Here is a 19,751-nt window from a genome sequence, read left to right as displayed (position 1 = left end):
AGGTCACTGATTCATCCGCTTCATTCCTACAACGTATCAGCTATTGGGCTGTTGAGCCAAAGTGGACAACTAGCGACTGTTCACCCACGATGTCATCCTTTTCGTGTTCCTCCCCGCGATCGTGTTTCAGGGGGCCGCGGAGACGAACTACACCGCCTTTCGACGCGACCTGCCGGTCTTCGGGACGATCGTCCTGGTTGGACTGCCGATCGCTGTTTTGCTGGTCGGGTGGATCGGCTCGATCGTCTTCGGGTTTCCATTACTGATCGCGCTGCTGTTCGGGGCGATGGCCTACCCGGTCGATCCGGTCGCAGTACTCTCGCTGTTCGAACGGGCGGGCGCACCGGAACGACTCGCGGTGCTCACCGAAGGCGAGAGCCTGCTCGACGATGGCCTCGCGATCGTCGTCTTCACCACCGTTCTCGAACTCGTCCGGCAAGCGAGTCCATCGGAACTCGCCGGAACGGCACTGCTCTCGCTCGGTCGGCTCGGAGGACTGGCAGTCGAGGTTCTCGTCGTGAGCGCCGGCGGCGTTCTCGTCGGCCTGCTCAACGGTTACCTCGTCTACCGCTTCCAGCGGGTGACCGACGACCGGCTGACACTCTTTTTGCTCACGCTGGCCGGTGCCTACGGGAGTTTCTATCTCGGCGAGCACCTCTTGGGCGTGAGCGGCATCTTAGTCGAAGACCACCAAGACCGCCTCGAAGCGCGTGATCAATCTGCATGACCGAGGTTCCAGAATCGTCTTGTCCAACGCAAACGAGACTCGTCCCTACCGCTTCCGTCCGTCCGCCACAGGTTGGGGGGAACTGTGTGACTAAGAGGAGTAATCCCCGAACGTTGAACAGGTGCGGCCGTGACCTACTACCGGACTGTGAAGACGCCTCCTCAAACGAGACCTACCGCGAACAGAGGGACTTGGGACTCGATTTCTTCACGATCACGAAAACAGTCTATCTCAACTACTGATGCTCTTGCTCAATCTGGAGTCGTTCCTAACTATCCTCCAACAGTAGCCATCATGGCGATTCACGAAGTGTTTTATCCCCTGAACGATATTGTTGTCACCCACGAGACAGAATAGTCATATAATCGTCACTTAATCGTAGCCTTTCCGGAAGCTGCGAAACTCGCTCCGATGGGACTCCTCGTCGCTGAGGATATCAATAGCAAGGTCTTCGGTGACTGGGTCGTCCGCCTCTCTGGCAGCTTCCATGAGCGACCGGTACGTATCGATTGCGTCTTCTTCGTATTCGATCACCCCGTCGATGACTGAGAGTACGTCGGCCGTGTCTTCTGGTGGTTGGAGTGCCTCTTGTTCCGGCTCAAATTCGAATGAAGCCGGGGGCTGGGCATCGAGTTCCTTTAGTCGCTTTCCGATTCGCTCAGCGTGAATGAGTTCTTCCTGCTTCGCGTCGGCTCGGAGGCTCTCTTTGACCTCTTCTGCGCTGACCCCGTCGAGGACGGTCGCGTTCGTCAGGTAGTTCATTACGGTCTCGATCTCGTCGTTGTAGGCGCTTCGGAGCAGCTCTATCACCTGCTCGTTTGTCATACGCTGTCGCTACTCGATGCAGAGTCTTAGAGATATGGGTTCCTGTAGAATTCCTTTTGATTGAGGTCTGGAGCGCGGGCCGCTCCAGGGAAACGTCCGAAATCGACGGGTATGGACGTATCCATAGGTCGATTTTCGTCATGCTTCAGACGAGGGTTTAAATAGCTTCGGTTCCTACTTACTGATGTAGCGATTCGTTGTATCGCCGTCGCAATCAACCCAGTGAGTATGTGCTCACTCGTAAGTCATCTTGGAAGGCAACACAACCCGCATCCGTACGCACGAATCGAACGAACAAACCACCGAAGACACGCACGAAGAAACCACTGACGAAACCGAACGCGTCTGCCCCGAGTGCGGTGGCCGACTCGTGAACGACGCCGAACACGGCGAGACCACCTGCGCCGAGTGTGGTCTCGTTGTCAAGGAGGACGAGATCGATCACGGCCCCGAGTGGCGCGCGTTCGACTCGGCCGAACGCGATCGAAAGAAACGCACCGGCGCACCCACCACGAAGCTGATGCACGACAAGGGGCTGTCGAGCCAGATCGGCTGGCAGAACAAGGACGCCTACGGCAACGCCCTGAGTTCGCGCAAGCGCCAGCAGATGAGTCGCCTCCGCACGTGGGACGAGCGCTTTCGCACTCGCAACTCGAAGGAACGCAATCTCAAACAGGCGCTCGCCGAAATCGAGCGCATGGGGAGCGCGCTCGGCGTCCCGGAGGACGTCCGCAAGACCGCGAGCGTCATCTACCGACGGGCGCTCTCGGAGGATCTCCTGCCAGGGCGCTCCATCGAGGGCGTCACGACCGCCGCGCTGTACGCCGCGATTCGCCAGATGGGACTTCCCCGAAGCGTCGAGGAGGTCGGAGCGGTGTCGCGCGTGGACGAGATGGAGTTCAAGCGCGCCTACCGCTACATCAATCAGGAACTCAGCCTCGAAGTCGGGCCGCCGGCTCCCGACCAGTACCTGCCGCGGTTCGCGTCCGACCTCAATGTGAACGACGAGACCGAAGGCCGTGCTCGTGAACTCATTCAAACGGTGATGGAGGAAGGAGCACACTCCGGCAAGAGTCCCGTCGGCCTCGCCGGCGCTGCGCTGTACGCTGCTGGTATCCTGACGAACAACCGACTGACGCAGGACGAAGTCAGCGAGGTGGTCGGCGTCAGCACCGTCACGATCCGGAATCGATATCAAGAGCTGCTCGAAGTCGAAGGGAAGCGTCAGCAGGCTGAACAGCGAGAATACACCGAGACGGAGGCAGCAGTTTAATGACGGATCGACGTGGCCTGCCGGGAGTGTCACAGTCTCCACGAGGCGAGCGTGCAAACCTGTCCCGTCTGTGGCTCGTCGAGCCTCAGTGATGACTGGGCGGGCTGTGTCATCGTTGCCCACCCGAACCAAAGCGATGTCGCAGGGACGATGAACGTCACCCAGCCAGGGACGTACGCGCTGAAGGTTCGATAACAGCGCGAAAATCGACTTCTTATGACGCCATGCTTGCCGGATTTGCCATCCCTTCTTTCACACCCCATTTGATGAGGAGGACGTTGACTGGGTACGCTGCGATCACCTCCATCGAAAGCGAAAATACGAGCGCACTCCAGAAGAGATGAAGTCAGGCAGTTTTATCATATGCGATGGGCATTGAAATCAATTGATGGTCTAAATTCCATATAGGACTATGCATGATAAATCGACCTAGCCGAGTTCAGGTACTATCAGAGGTCGGCTAGCTAGATTTCTCATGCATAATTATGACTGAAATCAATACTGATGATCCAGAAGTCGCTAGGTGGATTCGTCATGCGCAGCCCCAATATTCATTCCAATCTTTATTTGTGTGTAGTGAATGAATGGGTACTCACCATCACTCCATCATCTGAGTACCAGACCACTCTAATGTGAAATGAAGCGACGTGGAACAGCGCCGCCGCTCCAGCGCTTCGGCATCGTGACCGGACTGAGTATCGTTGTGCATTCCATTGCGTGCATGACAGTGGTGCTTCCCGCATTACTCGTGATCCGGGAACGGCTACTCGTGCGAATAGCGTAGCCGGCACCACACCACGCTTCACGACGGACTACTTTTGAGCCGTAGGTCGGGCGACTGTCCAAACGAAGCAACTACTGAGGGGAGGATTCAGCACGAAGAACACACGTCGGCTGCAGTTGGCGGCGTCCCGCCGCGACGGTGTCGTCTTACCGACGGTCAGATGAACAGATATGATGACGTGTATCGATGGTTCGCATTCACCAACATTAACTCAGTGCGAGCAGTATCTCCACACTATGTCGAGCCAACAGGATGTTCACATCCCACGGAAACGCTCGAACACCGCTGTCGAGGGATTTTCTCGGTCGAAAACCGGACGTGAAACCACTCGCCAGTCGGGGTCGGCAGTGATCGCTATCCACGTTTCCGGGTGTGTTCTGGATGGTTGACCCGGTTATCGCCAGTCGGCTGCAGTTCGCGCTCACCACCATCGTTCACATCATCTTCCCCGTGATGAGCATGGGTCTCGCGCCGTTTCTCGTCTACTTCACGTGGAAGGAGCTTCGCTCGGGCGAAGCTATCTACGAGCAACTCCGGCGATTCTGGACGAAGATCTTCGCCGTGAGCTTCGCCGTCGGCACAGTCACGGGTCTCGTGCTCGAATTCGAGTTCGGCACCAACTTCGCGGCGTTCTCGACGGTCGCCGGCGAGCTGTTCGGCGGGCCGCTCGCGCTTGAAGGCATGATGGCGTTCATGCTCGAAGCCACCTTCCTCGGCGTGTTCGTCTTCGGCCGCGAGCGTGTCTCCGACCGTTTGTATTTCGTTTCGAGCGTTGCTGTCGGCCTCGGCACGTGGCTGTCGGCGACGTGGATCCTGATCGCCAACGCGTGGATGCAGACCCCGCGCGGCTTCGAGATGGTCACGAAGAACGGCCAGTCCATCGTCAACCTCACCGACCCGCTGGCTGCCTATCTCAACCCACGGTTCCCGTGGATGTTCGTCCACATGCAGAACGCCGCCGTCGAGTCCGTTGCGCTCTTGATGGCGGGCATCGGGGCGTACTACGTCTTCCGCCATCACGTGTGGGACAACCCCGTCCAGCATCCCGAGTTCTGGGAGAAGACGCTCAAGATCGCGCTCGTTGCCCTTCTCATCACCGCCCCGCTGCAGGCGATTCAGGGCGACGCCTATGGCCGCCACGTCGCCGAGACCCAGCCCCAGAAGTTCGCCGCGATGGAGGCGGTCTGGGAGACCGAATCGTACGTCCCCGAGTACATCGTCGCCGTCCCGACGAGTTTCGAGGACTTGTTCGACCCGCGGGCGAAGGAGCTGTTCGGCATCGGCATCCCTGGCATGGCGTCGTGGCTTGCAAGCGGCGGGGACGCGCAGGCGACGATACGCGGGCTGGAATCTTTCTCGACGCAAGCGCCACCAGTGGCGATCGTCTTCTGGTCGTTCCGTATCATGGTCGCGCTCGGCTTCTGGTTCATCCTGCTTGCGTTCTGGGGTGGCTATCGTTGGTGGCGCGGTGAATTGTTAGAGGACGACCTGCTCCACAAGTCGCTGATGGCGTCGTCGCTGCTCGGCTTCCTCGCCGTCGAGGTCGGCTGGATCGTCACCGAGGTCGGCCGCCAGCCGTGGGTCATCCAGGGGGTGATGAAGACCAGCGAGAGCGTCTCGCCGGGCCTGACGGGTGTCGAAGCAGTCTTCACGCTCGCTGGATTCGCCACCGGCTACGTGCTGTTGTTGGTGCTCTATACCTACGTCATCGTCCGGCTCATCAGGGCTGGACCACCGGCACGCGACGAACTCGATGCGGTCGACCACACCCCCTCGAACGCGGCGGTGAGCGTCGATGACTGAGCTTGCGTCGTTTGCGAGCGAGCCGCTGTTCGGGCTGCCGCTCGCCGAGCTGTGGTTCGGTCTCGTCTTCTTCATCTTCGGAATGTTTCTCTTTCTCGATGGGTTCGATTTTGGCGTCGGAATCCTGTTTGCGACCCGTGACGATCCGGAGGAAAAAGAGCAGTTGTTGAGCGCCATCGGGCCGTTCTGGGACGGCAACGAGGTTTGGCTGGTCGTCTTCGGCGGGTCACTGTTCGCGGCGTTTCCCTCGGTGTATGCGAACCTATTCAGCCGGTACTACCTCCTGATGTTCGCCATCCTCGCCGCGCTGGGGCTGCGGGGACTCGCCCCCGAGATGTACGAACAGCGCGAGGACGCGACGTGGAAGGTCTGGTGGGGGCGAGCGTTCGTCGTCGGCAGCCTCACGACACCGTTCTTGCTCGGCCTGTTCGCGGCGAACTGGCTGCTCGGCGCGACGGCGCTCGTCACGCTGCCGGGAATCGCCGTCGGGCTTGCCCTCGTCGCGCTCACCGTCGTCGACGGGGTTGCGTTCCTCCGATTGAAGACGCGCGGCGACCTGCGTGAGGACCTCCGTACGGACGGCTATCGCGCCCTCGCCATGTATCTCGCCCTCGTCGTGATCGCGCTTGGCTATCTCTACGCGACGACGCCCGCGTTGCGGTCGGGCCTGCTCTCGCCGCTCGTTATCGGGCTGGTCGTCGCAACGCTCGTCCTCGCCAGTGGCTACGCGGCGGCGACCGCCCGCGACCGCCACTACCTCGCGTTCGCGACGGCAGCGGGACTCGTCTTCGCGCTTGTGGGGATCGTCGCCGGACTGATGTATCCCGTCATCGACAGGGTGAGCGGTCTCACCGTCGAGGCGGCCATTGTCTCGCCGCTTCCGCTCAACGTCATGTCGGTCGGCGCTGCGCTCCTGTTGCCGCTGATATTCGGCTACTTCGTCGTGCTCTATTCGGTGTTTAGTGGACCAATCGAGACCGGTGAGTCGTACTGATGGGTCGTGATGAGCGATCGATCGACAACGGTACTCGACGTGACGGTTCGACTGCCAATCCGGTGCTCGACGGGCAAGCCGAACCGAGGCTGCTTTCGCGGGTGCTCGTGACGTGGATCGAATTCACCGTTGTCGGAATCACTGGCGGACTGCTCGGAGTGACAATCGGCGGGCCGCTGGGTTTTATTATCTCTCTCGTTACGACGCTGCTCACCATCGGTATCATCTTCTACAACGTGAACGAGCTCATCAAAGAATGGATGCGTGCGACACGATTCGAGCCATCTGATCGGCTCCATTGAATCACTAGACGGCGGCGCGATGGGCCGGTAAATCGAAGAGTATGAAGCGGGTGAATAGCGTTTATAGTGAACCTTACCACTTGCTTCACCGAGGAGTTCGTCTCGCTCGCTAAAAATCATTCTGACGATGCTGACGAACCTGCCGCCGCCTTTCGGGGCGGCAGGTTCGCCGACTACGCGATGATATTCCTCCACGGACTCCGGATTTTCCTCGAAGAAAGCTACGAGATGATCATCGACCAACTGGAGGTAATGCCACCAATTCTGGAGGTTATCGGCCTTGAGGCGGACGATCTACAGCATCCATCGACGTTGAATAAGTGGCTTGATAGAATCGTGATGGACGTCTGGCGCGTGCTGCTGCGCCAGTCGGCGCATCTGCACGACCCATCCCCTCACGTCGCCGTCGATGCCACCTACTACGAGCGTTCTCCGGCCAGCAAACACTACTGCGACCGCACGAATTACTGCGTTCAGACCATCGAAGCCACGAAACTCGTCGATACGGAAACACAGGCGATCCTCGACGTTCACTGTACGACGACCAGGGAAGGAAGCGATGCGGAGGTGTGTGCGCAACTCGCCCGCGTACCGGCGGGCGAGTTGCGGACGCTTGCTGCCGACAAGGGTTACGACAGCCAGTGGTTACGCGAAACTCTCCGCAACCACGGGATACGTCCGCTAGTCAAGCATTGCGTGCGCGCACCGTACGACCACGCTCACAACGCCAGAATCGACGATGATCTCTACGGACAGCGTGCGATGACCGAGACGGCGAACTCGTCGGTCAAGCGCTCGTACGGCTCCGCCGTCCGAGCGCGTGAATGGTACCGCGAGTTTCGTGAAGTCGTCCTGATGTGTGCCGTCTACAACATCAAACACCTCGTGAAACCATGAATTCGACTGCTTTATGGCGATTCAACGGAGCCGATTAGTTGTCCGAATGATCAACTCGAGCTCGTGTTGGACCGTATGTAGCTCGCCGATGACGAGCGTATGTTCGTAATCGAAGGCGAGTGCAGCAACAGCAGGTCCCTCTATTCCTTCAAGATTCGTGTGCGTCGATGTACTCTTGGATCGCCTCACGAACGGCGCGAGAACGCGATTCCAGTCCTTCATTCTGCCACGTTTCGTCAAACTCATCAAGAACCTCCTGTGGGACGTTGAGACCAAATTCGGCTATCGATAGGTGAGATAAGCGAATTCTCGACCGACAATATATTCCGAACCGGCATCGAGCTTCGGCCTGTATGTACGATCGAATCTTGCTCGCAACCGATGGGAGCGTTGCATCGAAAAACGCAACCTCTCATGCCATCGACCTCGCTGCAGCCCACGACGCTACACTACACGCACTGTACGTGGTTGATGAGAGCATCTACACGGCGTACAGCGGCGACGAGTACGTCGACTCGGCGGAGGGACCGGAACACGGTCTCATCGAACACGGGCGCGAGACGCTCGAAATGGTCCGTGACGACGCCGAAACTCGTGGTGTCGACGTCACCACGGCGGTACAACACGGCGACCCCGTCGGGACGATCACTGGCTACGCCGACGAGCACGACGCGAGCCTTGTCGTTCTCGGGACGAAACGCCGCTCGGCGGAGTACCGGGCGCTGCTGGGAAGCGTCACCGACCGCGTTCTCAGGCTGGCGAGCCGTCCGGCGCTCGTCGTGAAAACCGAGACGAACAGTTAGGAACGCTCGCTAACCGCTTGCTCTCGGTTCGTGTTCGTTGAGTATGTTTCACTGATGCGGACGGCGCTTCAGAGTTCGGTGTGTGTTTCCGTCCGAGTCGTTAGCTCGTCCGGAACGAGCCGGTAGAACTCGAAGGTCACCTCTCGTGGAGGCTTGCCGAAGATGTCGATCAAAGGGATGTGGACTCGTTCGAGTCCCTGTAAGCTCTCGGTGGCGACGGACTCTTCAGTGGTTCGCTCCAGCTGCCCGGTCGCCACGACGCTTTTCCATCCATCGTCGTTGCCGTAGATCACGAACGAAACGGCGCGGCCGGAAAGATCACCCTTCGCGCCGTCGGATTCGTTGGCGAGCCGAAAATAAAAGACCGATTCGGCCGCGTCGTAGCCGTACGAGACCGGAGTGGAATATGGTGCCACCTCACCCGCTGCCAGAGAGATGACACCTGTGCCACCGTTGCCGAGAAACCCATCCCGCTCGTCGTCGGTCATCGTCCCAGAGTCACCCTCACTCATGGCGCGAACTACGCGATGAACCGACAAAACTCTACCCCAGTGGCGACATCGAAGCGATCTGTACTGCTACGGGCGCGCGGAACATGAACCCACGAGTCGATTCCCCGTGCTTCGGAACTGCCGACCGGATTTATGTGCTGGCGGATCGACTCGACAGACGATGTACGAGACCATCCTCGTTCCGACCGACGGCAGCGAGCACGCGATTCGGGCCGCCGAGCACGCCCGCTATCTCGCACGGGCGTTCGACGCGACAGTCCACGTCGTCAGCGCCGCCGACGTCCAAACCGCGGGCGGTATGTTCAACGCCGGTGGCGTCGACGAGGCGTTCGTCGAGCGCATCGAGGCCGAAAACGAGCAGGCAATCAAGACGACCGAGGCTATCTTCAAGGAAAGCGATTCCTTGCGAACGGCGGTGCTCAGAGGAAAGCCTGCCGATGCAACCGTCGAATATGCCGACGGGCATGATATCGACCTGATGGCGATGGGCACGCATGGTCGAACCGGGGTGAGTCGGTACGTTGCGGGCAGCGTGACCGAGAGCGTCGTGCGCCGGGCTTCGTGTCCGGTGCTGACGACCAAAGCAGTCGAGGAAAGCGAACTCACCGGCGACTACGGGGAGGTCATGATACCGACCGATGGCAGCGACGCCGCGAGCATCGCCATCGACCACGGTATCGAAATTGCGAAGAGAGCCGGCGCTCGCGTCCACGCGGTCAACATCATCGATTCCGGAGCGATAACGCTCACTCCGGGCTACTCCGCTCCGCCGGAACTGCTGGAGCGATTCGAAGCCGAAGGCGAGCGTGCGACCGAGGCGATCGCCGAAAATGCCGCGGATGCGGGTCTCGATACCACGACGAGCGTTCACGAGGGCCTACCGGCGAGCGACCTGCTCGCGTACGCCGACGAGAACGATATCGACCTCATCACGATGGGCACGACCGGCCGGACGGGCCTCAATCGCTATCTGCTTGGAAGCACCGCCGAACGAGTTATCAGACACGCAAAAATGCCGGTATTGGCCGTCAACGCGCGGGAGCGATCTGAGGGTCGATGACGACTGACGAACTGAGCACGCACGGCATGGTTCGGATGGACGAAGAGGCGATTCGCGGATTTCTGTCGAGCCAGAGCGTCGGCGTGTTGGGACTCCCGACCGAGGGTGCGCCCGCGCTGCGCCCGATGTCGTTTTGGTTCGACGGTGACTCGCGGCTCTACTTTTTCTATCTCGTCGGCTCCAGCAGTCGAAAAACGGACCTAAGCAAACAGACGACAATTGCCCGATTTCTCGTCTATCGTGCCGAGACGCCGTTCAACTGGCGTAGCGTCCTCCTCGCCGGCCCCATCAGCGAAGTTCCTGACGACGAGCGCGAGAGCCTCGAAGAAAGCGCGGAGCTGAGCGGTCGTCCGGATCTGCTGGAGCGAGCCAGCACCGCCGAAAACACGCGATTCTATCAGCTCCACATCGAAGAGCAGAGCGGTATCAAACACCTCGGACTTCCGTCCGGGTTTGCGAACGAAGACACGGCCGACGAGGACACGATCGAATGAGGGGCCGACGTGTCGCATCGAGCGGCTGTCAGAGAGTTCACAGTCAACAGCAGTTCCGGCCCGAAAACTTCGATTCCCACTGACTGAGAACCTGGGGTGGCTATTTGTTCGCTCTCGGCGTAGATGGAGGTGGAAGAGACCATGTACGACGATATCCTGCTGCCGACGGACGGAAGCGAGGGGAACCGACGAGCAATCGACCACGCCATCGCAATTGCCGATGAAATCGATGCGACCGTTCACGCACTTCACGTCGTCAACACCTCGGAGTACGACGGGTTGGAGCGGTCGGCCCTCGACTCTCTCGAAGCGAGTGGGACGGACGCGCTCGAAAACGTCGAAGACGCGGCATCCCGAATCTCTGTCGAGGTGGAAACCCACCTCGAACACGGTAGCCCCTACCGGAAGGTCCTCGCCGCCGTGGACGATGTCGATGCGGACACGATCATCATGGGAACGAGCGGTCGCACGGGTCTCAATCGGCTACTGCTCGGCAGCGTCGCCGAGCGCGTCGTCCGTGAGGCGACGGTTCCCGTGACGACCGTCCGGGCCATTGACGAGCCGATGGCGGTCGATTCACCCACAGCGGCAGTCGAACACGCCGCGAGCGCGCTGGCCGACGCCGGACACGAACCGGCCGAGGCGATGGACGACCCCTACCGCGGAACGAGTTCGTGGGTCGTTCCGTATCGCGCCGAAGATGGTAGGTTCCGCGTTCACATCGATGGTGCGACCGGCGCGACGCGAATCGGACGAAGCGGTCTCCGATGAAAACGTCGCCAACTGGTCCCCGAGAACCAGCGCGGGTGTTCAGAGATGAACGGAAAATCAGCGTCGAGACGCTCTCCACCACTGAAACGGCGATGTCGACCTGTAGAGCTTCTTGTTCGCAAGAAAATAAAAACTCGACCGCAGCTATTGACGTCGTGGTCTTCGACTTCCCTCTTTCTTCGAAGGGCAACGTCCGCTGGTCGGAAAATCCTTAACTGACAATGGGTGGTAGGACATCGTATGTTTGAGACGATCCTTCTCCCTACCGATGGTAGCGACGGAGCAACCGTTGCCTTCGATCATGTTCTCAATATCGCTGCGGCGCATGATGCAACGGTGCACCTCCTCAACGTAGCGGATACGACACGAGATAGCGTCATTCAGGTTCAAGGCGACGTCATTGATGCCCTCGAACAGGAAGGAAAACAGATCGTCCGGGATACCGCCGACCGTGCTCACCAGCGTGGAATCACTACCGTCACGGAGGTCTTACAGGGAGAGCCATATAGCACGATCCTCGATTATGCCGAGTTGCGCGATGTCGACGTCATCGCCATGCCCACACACGGCCGGCAGGGTCTCGCACGGCTCCTGCTCGGCAGCACCACCGAGCGCGTCGTCCGGCGGGCGGACGTACCCGTGCTCACGGTTCGGCCGGATAGCGATGTCACGGCCACCTATCCCTACGAGAGCGTGCTGGTCCCGACCGACGGCAGCGACTGCGCGAATGAGGCTCTCGAAACGAGCGTTGACGTGGCGAGTGAAGAAGCAGCCGACCTCCATCTCCTGTCTGTTGTCGATGTCACGAGTCTTGGAGTCGATGTTCGCATCCAGATGCAGGTACAGTTCCTCGAAGAGAACGCAACGGAAATCGTCGAGGATGCCACAGAGTTCGCAACGGACGCTTCGGTCGAGTCCGTCTCCGGATCAGTTGCACTCGGTACATCGGTCCATGGGAAGATTCTCTCGTACATCCACGAACACGATGTGGACCTCGTCGTGCTCGGAACGCACGGTCGAACGAGATTCGACCGGTACATGCTGGGAAGCGTTACCGAAAAGTTGGTGCGAACGTCACCGATTCCCGTGCTGACCGTTCGAACGGTTGAAACAGAAGTGTAGCGCCACAACAGTCTCGGACACTCTCACGAGCTGGCCCGATAACACGGAACGAGATATATTTTCAATAGCTTATTCGCGAGAAGACGTGCTCAAGGACACGGTGATGATATCAGGCCACATGGGCCGGGTCACGATTGACTTCCTCGCGGATAACCCCGATGATCGGCTGTTCCACTGCCATAACATCTACCATCTTGAGGGCGGTATGGGACGTATCGACGAATACATCGACTGAACACGAAAACAGGATACTACACTACTATGAGCGAGCATTCGACATGTGACGAGACCGAACGAAGAAACGAACCCGCGACCACCGACACACCGCCGGTCCATCGGGGCGATAGCGGCAATAACATCGCCCAGACCGACCACTCGGGCCACGAACAGATGTTTCGCTGGCGGTTCTGGATATCGCTGGTTCTCTCGCTCCCGGTCATCGTCTTCAGCGAATTTATTCAAGACGTTTTCAACTACACGACACCCGTCTTCCCCGGCAGCGAATGGATAACGCCAGTTTTCGCGGTGGTCATCTTCGCGTATGGCGGTGTACCGTTCCTCTCGATGGCTCGAACAGAACTCACGAATCGCGAACCGGGAATGATGATGCTCATTTCGCTGGCGATCACCGTCGCGTTCGTCTACTCGCTGGCGAGCCTCGTTCTTCCGGGGACGACGCCGTTTTTCTGGGAACTCGTAACACTCATCGACATCATGTTGCTGGGCCACTGGATGGAGATGCGCTCGGTCCGACAGGCCTCGGGAGCGCTCGACGAGCTCGCAAAGCTCATGCCCGACACCGCGGAGCGGGTTACCGACAGCGGCGATACCGAGGAAGTCCCGATTGACGAACTGACTGAAGATGACGTCGTGCTCGTCCGTCCGGGCGCGAGCGTCCCCGCCGACGGCGAGGTCGTCGAAGGCGAGTCTTCAGTGGATGAATCAATGATTACGGGCGAGTCGCGCTCGGTCGACAAAGACCCTGGTAGCGAGGTCGTCGCTGGGACAGTAAATCAGGACGGCAGCCTCCGAGTGCGGGTAACCACCACAGGTGACGAGACGACGTTGGCGGGTATCATGCGTCTCGTTGATGAGGCTCAGGAGTCGAAGTCCAGAACACAGTTGTTCGCCGACCGTGCGGCCGGTTGGCTGTTCTACGTCGCACTGGGCGTTGCGGCTCTCACGCTGGTCGGCTGGGTCGTGGCGACTGGGTTCAATATCAGCGTTCTCGAACGCGTTGTTACCGTTCTCGTCATCGCGTGTCCGCACGCGTTGGGGCTGGCTGTCCCGCTTGTGGTTGCGATCAACACGTCGACCGCGGCACAAAATGGGATGCTCATCCGCGACCGTATTGCCATGGAAGAATCACGCAATCTCGATACGGTGGTGTTCGACAAGACCGGGACACTCACCGAGGGTGAGATGGAACTGACCGATGTCGTTCCCCTTGCCACCGACGGTGGCTCCGAGACAGTAGCCGACGGCGGCACGCGGGCAGTCAGCGGCGGCGCAGAACCCACAACGACACGAACCGACGAGGAGACGGTGCTCCACGCCGCAGCTAGCGCCGAATCCGGTAGCGAACACCCGCTTGCGCAGGCCATCGTGGAAGGAGCCGAAAAGCGAGGCATCGACCTCGATGCGGCCGAGGACTTCGAGAACGTTCCCGGCCACGGCGTGCGCGCGACGGTTGACGATGAGGAGGTGCTCGTCGGCAACCGCAAGCTCATGCGCGACAACGGCATCGACCCCTCGGTCGCCACCGAGGACCTCGAACGACTCGAAGGCGAGGGCAAGACCGCGATGTTGGTCGCACGCGGAGGGACTCTGCTTGGCCTCATCACCGATGCCGATACGGTCAAAGAGAGCGCCAAGGAGGCCGTTGCGGCGCTCCGCGAGCGGGATGTCGCGGTCCACATGATCACCGGCGACAACGAGCGCACAGCCAAAACAGTCGCCGAAGAGGTCGGCATCGATCCCACGAACGTCCGCGCAGGGGTCCTCCCCGAGGACAAATCCGATGCTCTCGATGACATCCAACAGGGTGGCCGAAAGGCAATGATGGTTGGCGACGGCGTGAACGACGCGCCGGCACTTGCGACCGCTTACGTAGGAACCGCGATTGGTTCCGGCACCGACGTTGCTATCGAAGCCGCCGATGTCACCCTGATGCGCGACGATCCGCTCGACGTCGTGAAGGCGATCCGCATCAGCGATGGCACGCTTCAGAAGATCAAACAAAACCTCTTCTGGGCGCTCGGGTACAACACGGCGATGATCCCGCTGGCCTCGCTGGGTCTGCTCCAGCCCGTGCTGGCTGCGGCAGCGATGGCGTTCTCGTCGGTATCGGTGCTGTCGAACAGCCTGCTGTTCCGCCGGTACACCCCCGACCACGACTACGAACTGCTGGGCTTCCTCCGCTAGCGGAGTCCGGAATCCTTCGCGAGTTTGTGATGATGTAGCCCGATAACCACACGAATAGTCGGAGAAAGCTATCGTTGCGAGCTATCTCTGGCCCTATCGGTATCGTCTGGTATCCCAACGCAGCGAATTTTAGGATACCAAAAATAAACATCCGTCTTTAGAGTAGATATTTTGGCAAGCAAAAACATAGTTTTCCTGTTCCGGAATGTCCTTTGGTATACCTCTATAAGGAGTATCTGCACATGGAACACCTCGTACTAGTGTTCGTCGCTGGACTCATCACCGCAGTAGCGACGGGACTGGGAGCAGTCCCGTTCTTCTTCGTTGACGACTTCAGCGACCGATGGAACGTAGGGCTGTGGGGTATCGCATCGGGAATTATGGTGGCAGTGTCACTGTTCGGTCTCGTTAATGAGGGACTGGCCTACGCCTCGGATGGGGTTCCCATTCTGATGGTCGGCGGTGTGCTCGCAGGCATCGTGCTGGTTGAGGGTGCCGACAGGATACTTGACCACATTGATCTTGACGATACCACGAGTCACGAACACCACCACAACACTGGAGGCGGCAGAGCTGATACGATCCGGACCGACGGCGCAAGCCACGACGAGCACGCGCTGGAGGCCAAGGCGTTCGCCAAAGGTGATCTGAAAACGCTCGTCCTCATCCTCGGTATTCTGACGGTCCATAGCTTCCCCGAGGGCGTGGCGGTTGGCGTCTCGTTCGCCAAACTCGGACTGGATGGCGGCATCCCGATCCTTGGGTTCTCGCTCCCGCTACTCGCAGTGTTTATGACAATCGCGATCTCTATCCACAACATTCCGGAAGGGACCGCCATCGCCATTCCGATGCGGTCGCTGGGCCTGTCCAAGTGGCGGATGGTCGGTGCAGCGATCTTTTCGAGTCTTCCCCAGCCCATCGGTGCAGTCATTGCGTTCGCGTTCGTCACGTGGGCCGAGGCATTCCTCCCGTTCGGCTTCGGGTTTGCCGCTGGTGCGATGGTGTATCTGGTCGCAACCGAGTTCATCCCCGAAGCATTGGAGACAGGGACAGACCTACCGAACCGTGGGTATCACGAACTGCTGGCCGGTTTCGGCACTGGCGTTATAGCGATGGTGCCGTTGATATTCCTGTAAATCGGTCACGATCACAAGACCTGATTGAACGGGCGGCACAGCCTCTCTCGTCTTTCTGTCGAGTAGCTCGTGGTGACGATGATCCAGATGCAATGGGAACGTATACACAGTCGGACGCGGATTCGCCCGACACGGACGCACGTATCGACACGAAGACACGGGCCGCAGACCGGCCAAACGACACCACGGAAACAGTCACACCGGCTCTCGCCGGCGCTGCCACCAATCACCACGGACAGTCCCGCTTTTTCGATGTCGAACCCAGTGGGACAGGCGACGATCTCGCCGGATTCGTTGGGGATGTCACGACCATCGTCCAGTCACAATGCGAACGCGCCACGGACTACGCTGACATCGAAACGCTGGTCTGTCGCCTGCCGGTTGACCATTGCACGTTCGCCGCACATGACTCGTCCGCACCCTATTCGGGACCATATCCGATGGCGCTACTGGTTCGGGCGTTCATTATCGGGGAGATCAACGGCTGGGACGAAACCGCCCTCCACGACTACCTCCGAGCGCATCCGTCGCTCCGCCGTCGGCTCGGCTTTGACTCACTTCCGCACCAGTCGACGTTCTGGCGCGCATGGAACCACCGATGCAGCAAGGAACTGCGTGACGCCGTGAAGGAATGCGCTGCTGGAATCGTCACGGCTGCACGTGCCTGCGATGTCTCCCTGCCCGAGCGAATTGACACCGCCGAAGCGGACGAACCAGAGGACGACTGTCCGGAACGTCAACTGCTCGCACAGAAAACCGACGAGGTGTGGCAACAGGCCAAGCCGTTCGTCACCGATGCGTTCGCGCTCAGTCGTGGCCAGAACTGGGAGATTCACGAGAACGCTTTCTGGGAACAGCACGCCTACATGGGGATGCGCGAGGACATGTACGCGCGCAGCGGTCCAGCATCATTTTCGCTCGATACGACGCGCGAACGTATTCCAACTGGATCGACCCACCGCTACCAGATCGGCAAGCTCTCCGTGGCGGAGATTCGCTCGATGCTTCGCACTACGACGCGAATGATCATCGCTCGTGCTCGTCAGCACGGCGAACTCACCGGCAAGCTCTGGGCGGCCATCGACGTGACCAAGGGATTTCCGTTCACCGGCGGCGTGGAGGATCACGAAGACGACATCCTCGGGTACAAGGACGGCAGCGACTACTACCAGTGGGCGGTGCTCAAGATCGTCGGCATGGACGTGCCGCTCGTCCTCGACGCCATCCCGCGCGAACGAGGCCAATCGAAGGACGAGATCGTCGAGAAGCTCCTGACGCACGCGACCGAGATGGTCGACATCGACCTCGTGATGATGGACCGTGAGTTCGACAGCGATCCAGTGAAGGACACCTGCGAGGAGTACGGCGTCCACTACGTCAATCCCACGCGCATCTTTGCCACGAGCGACGAGGCCGAGACCATCGCGTGGATGTACCGCAACGGCAAACGCTTCCACGTCACTGAGGAGGAAGCCGACGACGGGACACCCACCCGAAAGCAGGTCTACCTCCCGAAGCACTCGAACTCGGACGACGAGAATGATGATGACGACGATCTCTCGGAAGTATGGACGGAGCTGTGCGGCGAGTGGGAGTTCGAGGACGTGGACGGCGAACCGAGCGAGGGGATGTCGTTCTCGCGGTTGCTCAGTGACATCCGCCGCGAAGAGGAGGTCGAAGACCGCAAGCAGAAGGCGCGGAACGGAGAGGTGGACACTGCTGGAACCATGGTATTCGAGACGAATCACCCCTACGTAACCGCCGGTGACACGGACGATCAGCAGATGGACGGTAAGGCGTTCATCCATATGATCGAGCGGGTGATTCGGTGGTATCGTCGACGGTGGGGCATCGAGAACGGCTTCAAGAAGCTCAAACACTTCATGGTGCGAACAACCTCGACCGAGCGCGACTATCGGTACTTCCCAACCGGTGTAATCAGCGAGATTGAATCGCCGCGTTGACCACGGGATAGTGTCTGGTTCCAGATGTGTTCAATATCTCGGAACCAGACGATCATCTTTCGGCGTCGGATGTCAAAGACCTAGCGGCGGATCTCATTGGACAGCTCCCGCTGCCGGGTGTCGAGGGGAGTCCCCTCGACCCCGGCGACATCTGGATCGTCGTCATCTTAGCTTGCGCTAACCAGGCCTCGATCTGGGAAACGTGCAACGACACCGACGGAACACCGTGTGATGACACTGTTTTGGAATGGCTGCATACGCTTGATCGAAGCTGGCTTGAGTTCGTCGCTAACCTGCTACTCAGACATCTTGCCCTGACGATTCTCGACCGAGCAAGGTCGAGAATCGTCTCTATCGACTTCATCGATAACCCCTATCACGGCGTTCATCTCGACGACGAAGGCGAACTCTGTTCGATGGCCCCCAAAGATGGGACGACAACCTGCCATCGGTACTGTACAGCGTACGTCGTCTCGAACGGGAAGCCGGTGACGCTGGCAATGACCTATGTCCGGAGTGACGAAGACGAGGCCGACGCGGTCGAGCGCGTGCTCGGCCGCGTCGAAGCCTATCCCTTCGAGATCGAGGTGCTGCTGGCTGATTCTGGGTTCTACAACGAACGCATCATCCGCCGTGCTCGTGATATTACCGCGACGGTGGTTCACGTGCCGAAGAAGGGTGAGCGGATGAAGGCGAAACTCGATATCCACAAGTCGTACATGACGACCTATCGCATGTACAAAGACAGCGAGCGGGAACTGCGTTTCCCGCTCGCGGTGGCTGTCTCCTACCACAACGGTGATCGTGGGAAGCATGGAGAGGTAGTGCGTGGCTACGTAGCGTGTGGTGTCGGAGATCGTTCACCGAAGCAGGTCGAGCGGCTCTATCGGAAGCGCTCAGCGATCGAAACGAGCTACCGCCTCTTACGGCAGGCACGCGGGATCACGACGACGCGTGATCCCGTCGTGCGGTTTGCGTTCATGGTGGTTGCGGCCCTCTTGGAGAATCTGTGGTTGGTGTTGCGGTGGGCGGTCGTCGCCCGCCCGCGACGCGGCGGGCGCGACCTGCCCGAAGAGTTCACGTTCAAGACGTTCTGCGACTGGATTCGTCATGAGCTCGAAGAACAGCTCCAACGGCGGTGGAAGGTCAAGACGAACGGGATAGGAGCGCCAGCGTCGTACGGGACGGCCGCGGGCTGAGGGCCAGCCCGCGGCCTGTACCCGCCTCCAGGTAGCAACAGCTGTACGCAGAAAACGGCGAATCCGGGCTAAATGCCGGTGTTATCAGCACGGACACTCGGGCTGGTAGCTGTCTCCTGCTTCAGCAAGAGTTTGTATCAGAATACTGGGAGAAAATTATCCAAATAGTGTCTATTATACGCGCTCAACGGACACTGAGAGAACTCGGTTGGGAAGTAACGAGATTACGTGGCGATTCACCGAGATGGTTGGTTCGAAGGAGTAAGCACCCAACTAATGATGAACCGAGGAGATGAGAAACTCATTGACGGGAGAAGACTGGATGCGGAAATCGCCTTAACAATCAATTCTGCCAGAGATATCTTCGATCAAACAAATACCTCAAAACCACTCTACATCTCTGTGGGCTTAATCGGCATTGAAGGTGCATTGCTGGGCGGCGACATCTATTCGAGAGGAAGACCAACACCATTCAGCGAAGATCAGTATGAAGATCATATAATAGTTGACCCTGGGGAGGAAACCGAGATACAACTTCGATCCTTGTTCAACGGCATCTGGCGAGAAGCAGGGTGGAGCCAAAGAGAATCACCCCATTATGATGAGAATAATGAATGGGACCCTCTAGTCTACTTTGTGGACCACTAACATAACTGCCAGA

21 protein-coding genes are annotated in these 19,751 nt (G+C 59.2%); 18 read left to right on the top strand and 3 right to left on the bottom strand.

Features of this window, described 5'->3' with window-relative positions:
- The first annotated feature begins 76 nt into the window (after window positions 1-76).
- Window positions 77-727 carry a cation:proton antiporter gene (locus PHA81_RS19050; protein ID WP_337958943.1) on the top strand — a complete coding sequence of 217 codons (651 nt, stop codon included), beginning with the start codon at window positions 77-79 and terminating at the stop codon, window positions 725-727.
- A gap of 372 nt (window positions 728-1,099) precedes the next feature.
- Here the strand turns inward: PHA81_RS19050 and PHA81_RS19045 are convergent, their stop codons facing one another.
- Window positions 1,100-1,552 (bottom strand): ferritin-like domain-containing protein, encoded by a 453-nt coding sequence (locus PHA81_RS19045; RefSeq protein ID WP_008415522.1) that lies wholly within the window; start codon window positions 1,550-1,552, stop codon window positions 1,100-1,102.
- A gap of 250 nt (window positions 1,553-1,802) precedes the next feature.
- Here PHA81_RS19045 and PHA81_RS19040 point away from each other — a divergent pair, with 250 nt between their 5' ends.
- The 6 genes from PHA81_RS19040 (at window position 1,803) to PHA81_RS19015 (ending at window position 7,605) form a co-directional block, all read left to right on the top strand.
- The gene (locus PHA81_RS19040; RefSeq protein WP_273838259.1) at window positions 1,803-2,825 is read left to right on the top strand and encodes a TFIIB-type zinc ribbon-containing protein; all 1,023 of its coding nucleotides are present in this window, start codon (window positions 1,803-1,805) and stop codon (window positions 2,823-2,825) included.
- A 51-nt stretch (window positions 2,826-2,876) separates the two neighbouring features.
- Window positions 2,877-3,020 (top strand): transcription elongation factor subunit Spt4, encoded by a 144-nt coding sequence (gene spt4 / locus PHA81_RS19035; protein WP_337958942.1) that lies wholly within the window; start codon window positions 2,877-2,879, stop codon window positions 3,018-3,020.
- Between the two features lie 970 nt (window positions 3,021-3,990).
- Window positions 3,991-5,412: a cytochrome ubiquinol oxidase subunit I gene (locus tag PHA81_RS19030; RefSeq protein ID WP_273838257.1), complete on the top strand. Its 1,422-nt coding sequence runs from the start codon at window positions 3,991-3,993 to the stop codon at window positions 5,410-5,412.
- Complete coding sequence (locus PHA81_RS19025; protein WP_273838256.1) at window positions 5,405-6,406, top strand: cytochrome d ubiquinol oxidase subunit II; 1,002 nt, start codon at window positions 5,405-5,407, stop codon at window positions 6,404-6,406. Before PHA81_RS19030 ends, PHA81_RS19025 begins: the two co-directional genes overlap by 8 nt.
- Window positions 6,406-6,708 carry a hypothetical protein gene (locus PHA81_RS19020; RefSeq protein ID WP_273838254.1) on the top strand — a complete coding sequence of 101 codons (303 nt, stop codon included), beginning with the start codon at window positions 6,406-6,408 and terminating at the stop codon, window positions 6,706-6,708. The genes PHA81_RS19025 and PHA81_RS19020 overlap by 1 nt, the downstream gene beginning before the upstream one ends.
- Before the next feature lie 66 nt (window positions 6,709-6,774).
- Window positions 6,775-7,605, top strand: a complete 831-nt coding sequence (locus tag PHA81_RS19015; protein ID WP_273838253.1) for an IS5 family transposase — start codon at window positions 6,775-6,777, stop codon at window positions 7,603-7,605.
- Between the two features lie 148 nt (window positions 7,606-7,753).
- Here the strand turns inward: PHA81_RS19015 and PHA81_RS19010 are convergent, their stop codons facing one another.
- Window positions 7,754-7,891 carry a ribbon-helix-helix protein, CopG family gene (locus tag PHA81_RS19010; RefSeq protein ID WP_273838274.1) on the bottom strand — a complete coding sequence of 46 codons (138 nt, stop codon included), beginning with the start codon at window positions 7,889-7,891 and terminating at the stop codon, window positions 7,754-7,756.
- Window positions 7,892-7,958: 67 nt separating this feature from the next.
- Here PHA81_RS19010 and PHA81_RS19005 point away from each other — a divergent pair, with 67 nt between their 5' ends.
- A complete protein-coding gene (locus tag PHA81_RS19005) occupies window positions 7,959-8,408 on the top strand; it encodes a universal stress protein (protein WP_273838251.1) in 450 nt (149 codons plus the stop codon).
- 68 nt (window positions 8,409-8,476) lie between these two features.
- Here the strand turns inward: PHA81_RS19005 and PHA81_RS19000 are convergent, their stop codons facing one another.
- Window positions 8,477-8,920 (bottom strand): pyridoxamine 5'-phosphate oxidase family protein, encoded by a 444-nt coding sequence (locus PHA81_RS19000; protein WP_273838249.1) that lies wholly within the window; start codon window positions 8,918-8,920, stop codon window positions 8,477-8,479.
- Between the two features lie 160 nt (window positions 8,921-9,080).
- Between PHA81_RS19000 and PHA81_RS18995 the strand changes: the two genes are divergently transcribed.
- From PHA81_RS18995 to PHA81_RS18950, 10 genes are all read left to right on the top strand, one after another.
- Entirely contained in the window at window positions 9,081-9,980 is a 900-nt protein-coding gene (locus PHA81_RS18995; protein ID WP_273838248.1) for a universal stress protein, read from the top strand.
- On the top strand, window positions 9,977-10,474 hold the full coding sequence (locus PHA81_RS18990) for a pyridoxamine 5'-phosphate oxidase family protein (RefSeq protein WP_273838246.1): 498 nt from the start codon (window positions 9,977-9,979) through the stop codon (window positions 10,472-10,474). The genes PHA81_RS18995 and PHA81_RS18990 overlap by 4 nt, the downstream gene beginning before the upstream one ends.
- Before the next feature lie 141 nt (window positions 10,475-10,615).
- Window positions 10,616-11,245, top strand: a complete 630-nt coding sequence (locus PHA81_RS18985) for a universal stress protein (RefSeq protein WP_273838244.1) — start codon at window positions 10,616-10,618, stop codon at window positions 11,243-11,245.
- A 240-nt stretch (window positions 11,246-11,485) separates the two neighbouring features.
- Window positions 11,486-12,367 carry a universal stress protein gene (locus PHA81_RS18980; RefSeq protein ID WP_273838242.1) on the top strand — a complete coding sequence of 294 codons (882 nt, stop codon included), beginning with the start codon at window positions 11,486-11,488 and terminating at the stop codon, window positions 12,365-12,367.
- Between the two features lie 85 nt (window positions 12,368-12,452).
- Window positions 12,453-12,602: a multicopper oxidase domain-containing protein gene (locus PHA81_RS18975; RefSeq protein WP_273838239.1), complete on the top strand. Its 150-nt coding sequence runs from the start codon at window positions 12,453-12,455 to the stop codon at window positions 12,600-12,602.
- 26 nt (window positions 12,603-12,628) lie between these two features.
- Window positions 12,629-14,791 (top strand): heavy metal translocating P-type ATPase, encoded by a 2,163-nt coding sequence (locus PHA81_RS18970; protein ID WP_273838237.1) that lies wholly within the window; start codon window positions 12,629-12,631, stop codon window positions 14,789-14,791.
- Between the two features lie 242 nt (window positions 14,792-15,033).
- A complete protein-coding gene (locus tag PHA81_RS18965; RefSeq protein WP_273838234.1) occupies window positions 15,034-15,927 on the top strand; it encodes a ZIP family metal transporter in 894 nt (297 codons plus the stop codon).
- 92 nt (window positions 15,928-16,019) lie between these two features.
- Entirely contained in the window at window positions 16,020-17,891 is a 1,872-nt protein-coding gene (locus tag PHA81_RS18960; RefSeq protein ID WP_273838232.1) for a transposase, read from the top strand.
- 26 nt (window positions 17,892-17,917) lie between these two features.
- A complete protein-coding gene (locus PHA81_RS18955) occupies window positions 17,918-19,090 on the top strand; it encodes an ISH3 family transposase (RefSeq protein WP_273838229.1) in 1,173 nt (390 codons plus the stop codon).
- A 279-nt stretch (window positions 19,091-19,369) separates the two neighbouring features.
- On the top strand, window positions 19,370-19,738 hold the full coding sequence (locus tag PHA81_RS18950; protein ID WP_273838227.1) for a hypothetical protein: 369 nt from the start codon (window positions 19,370-19,372) through the stop codon (window positions 19,736-19,738).
- Window positions 19,739-19,751 lie beyond the last annotated feature (13 nt).

Source organism: Halococcus sp. PRR34, from assembly GCF_028617175.1.
In the GTDB taxonomy this organism is placed as follows: Archaea; Halobacteriota; Halobacteria; order Halobacteriales; family Halococcaceae; genus Halococcus; species Halococcus salifodinae.
This window is presented reverse-complemented; position numbering and strand designations above follow the sequence as displayed.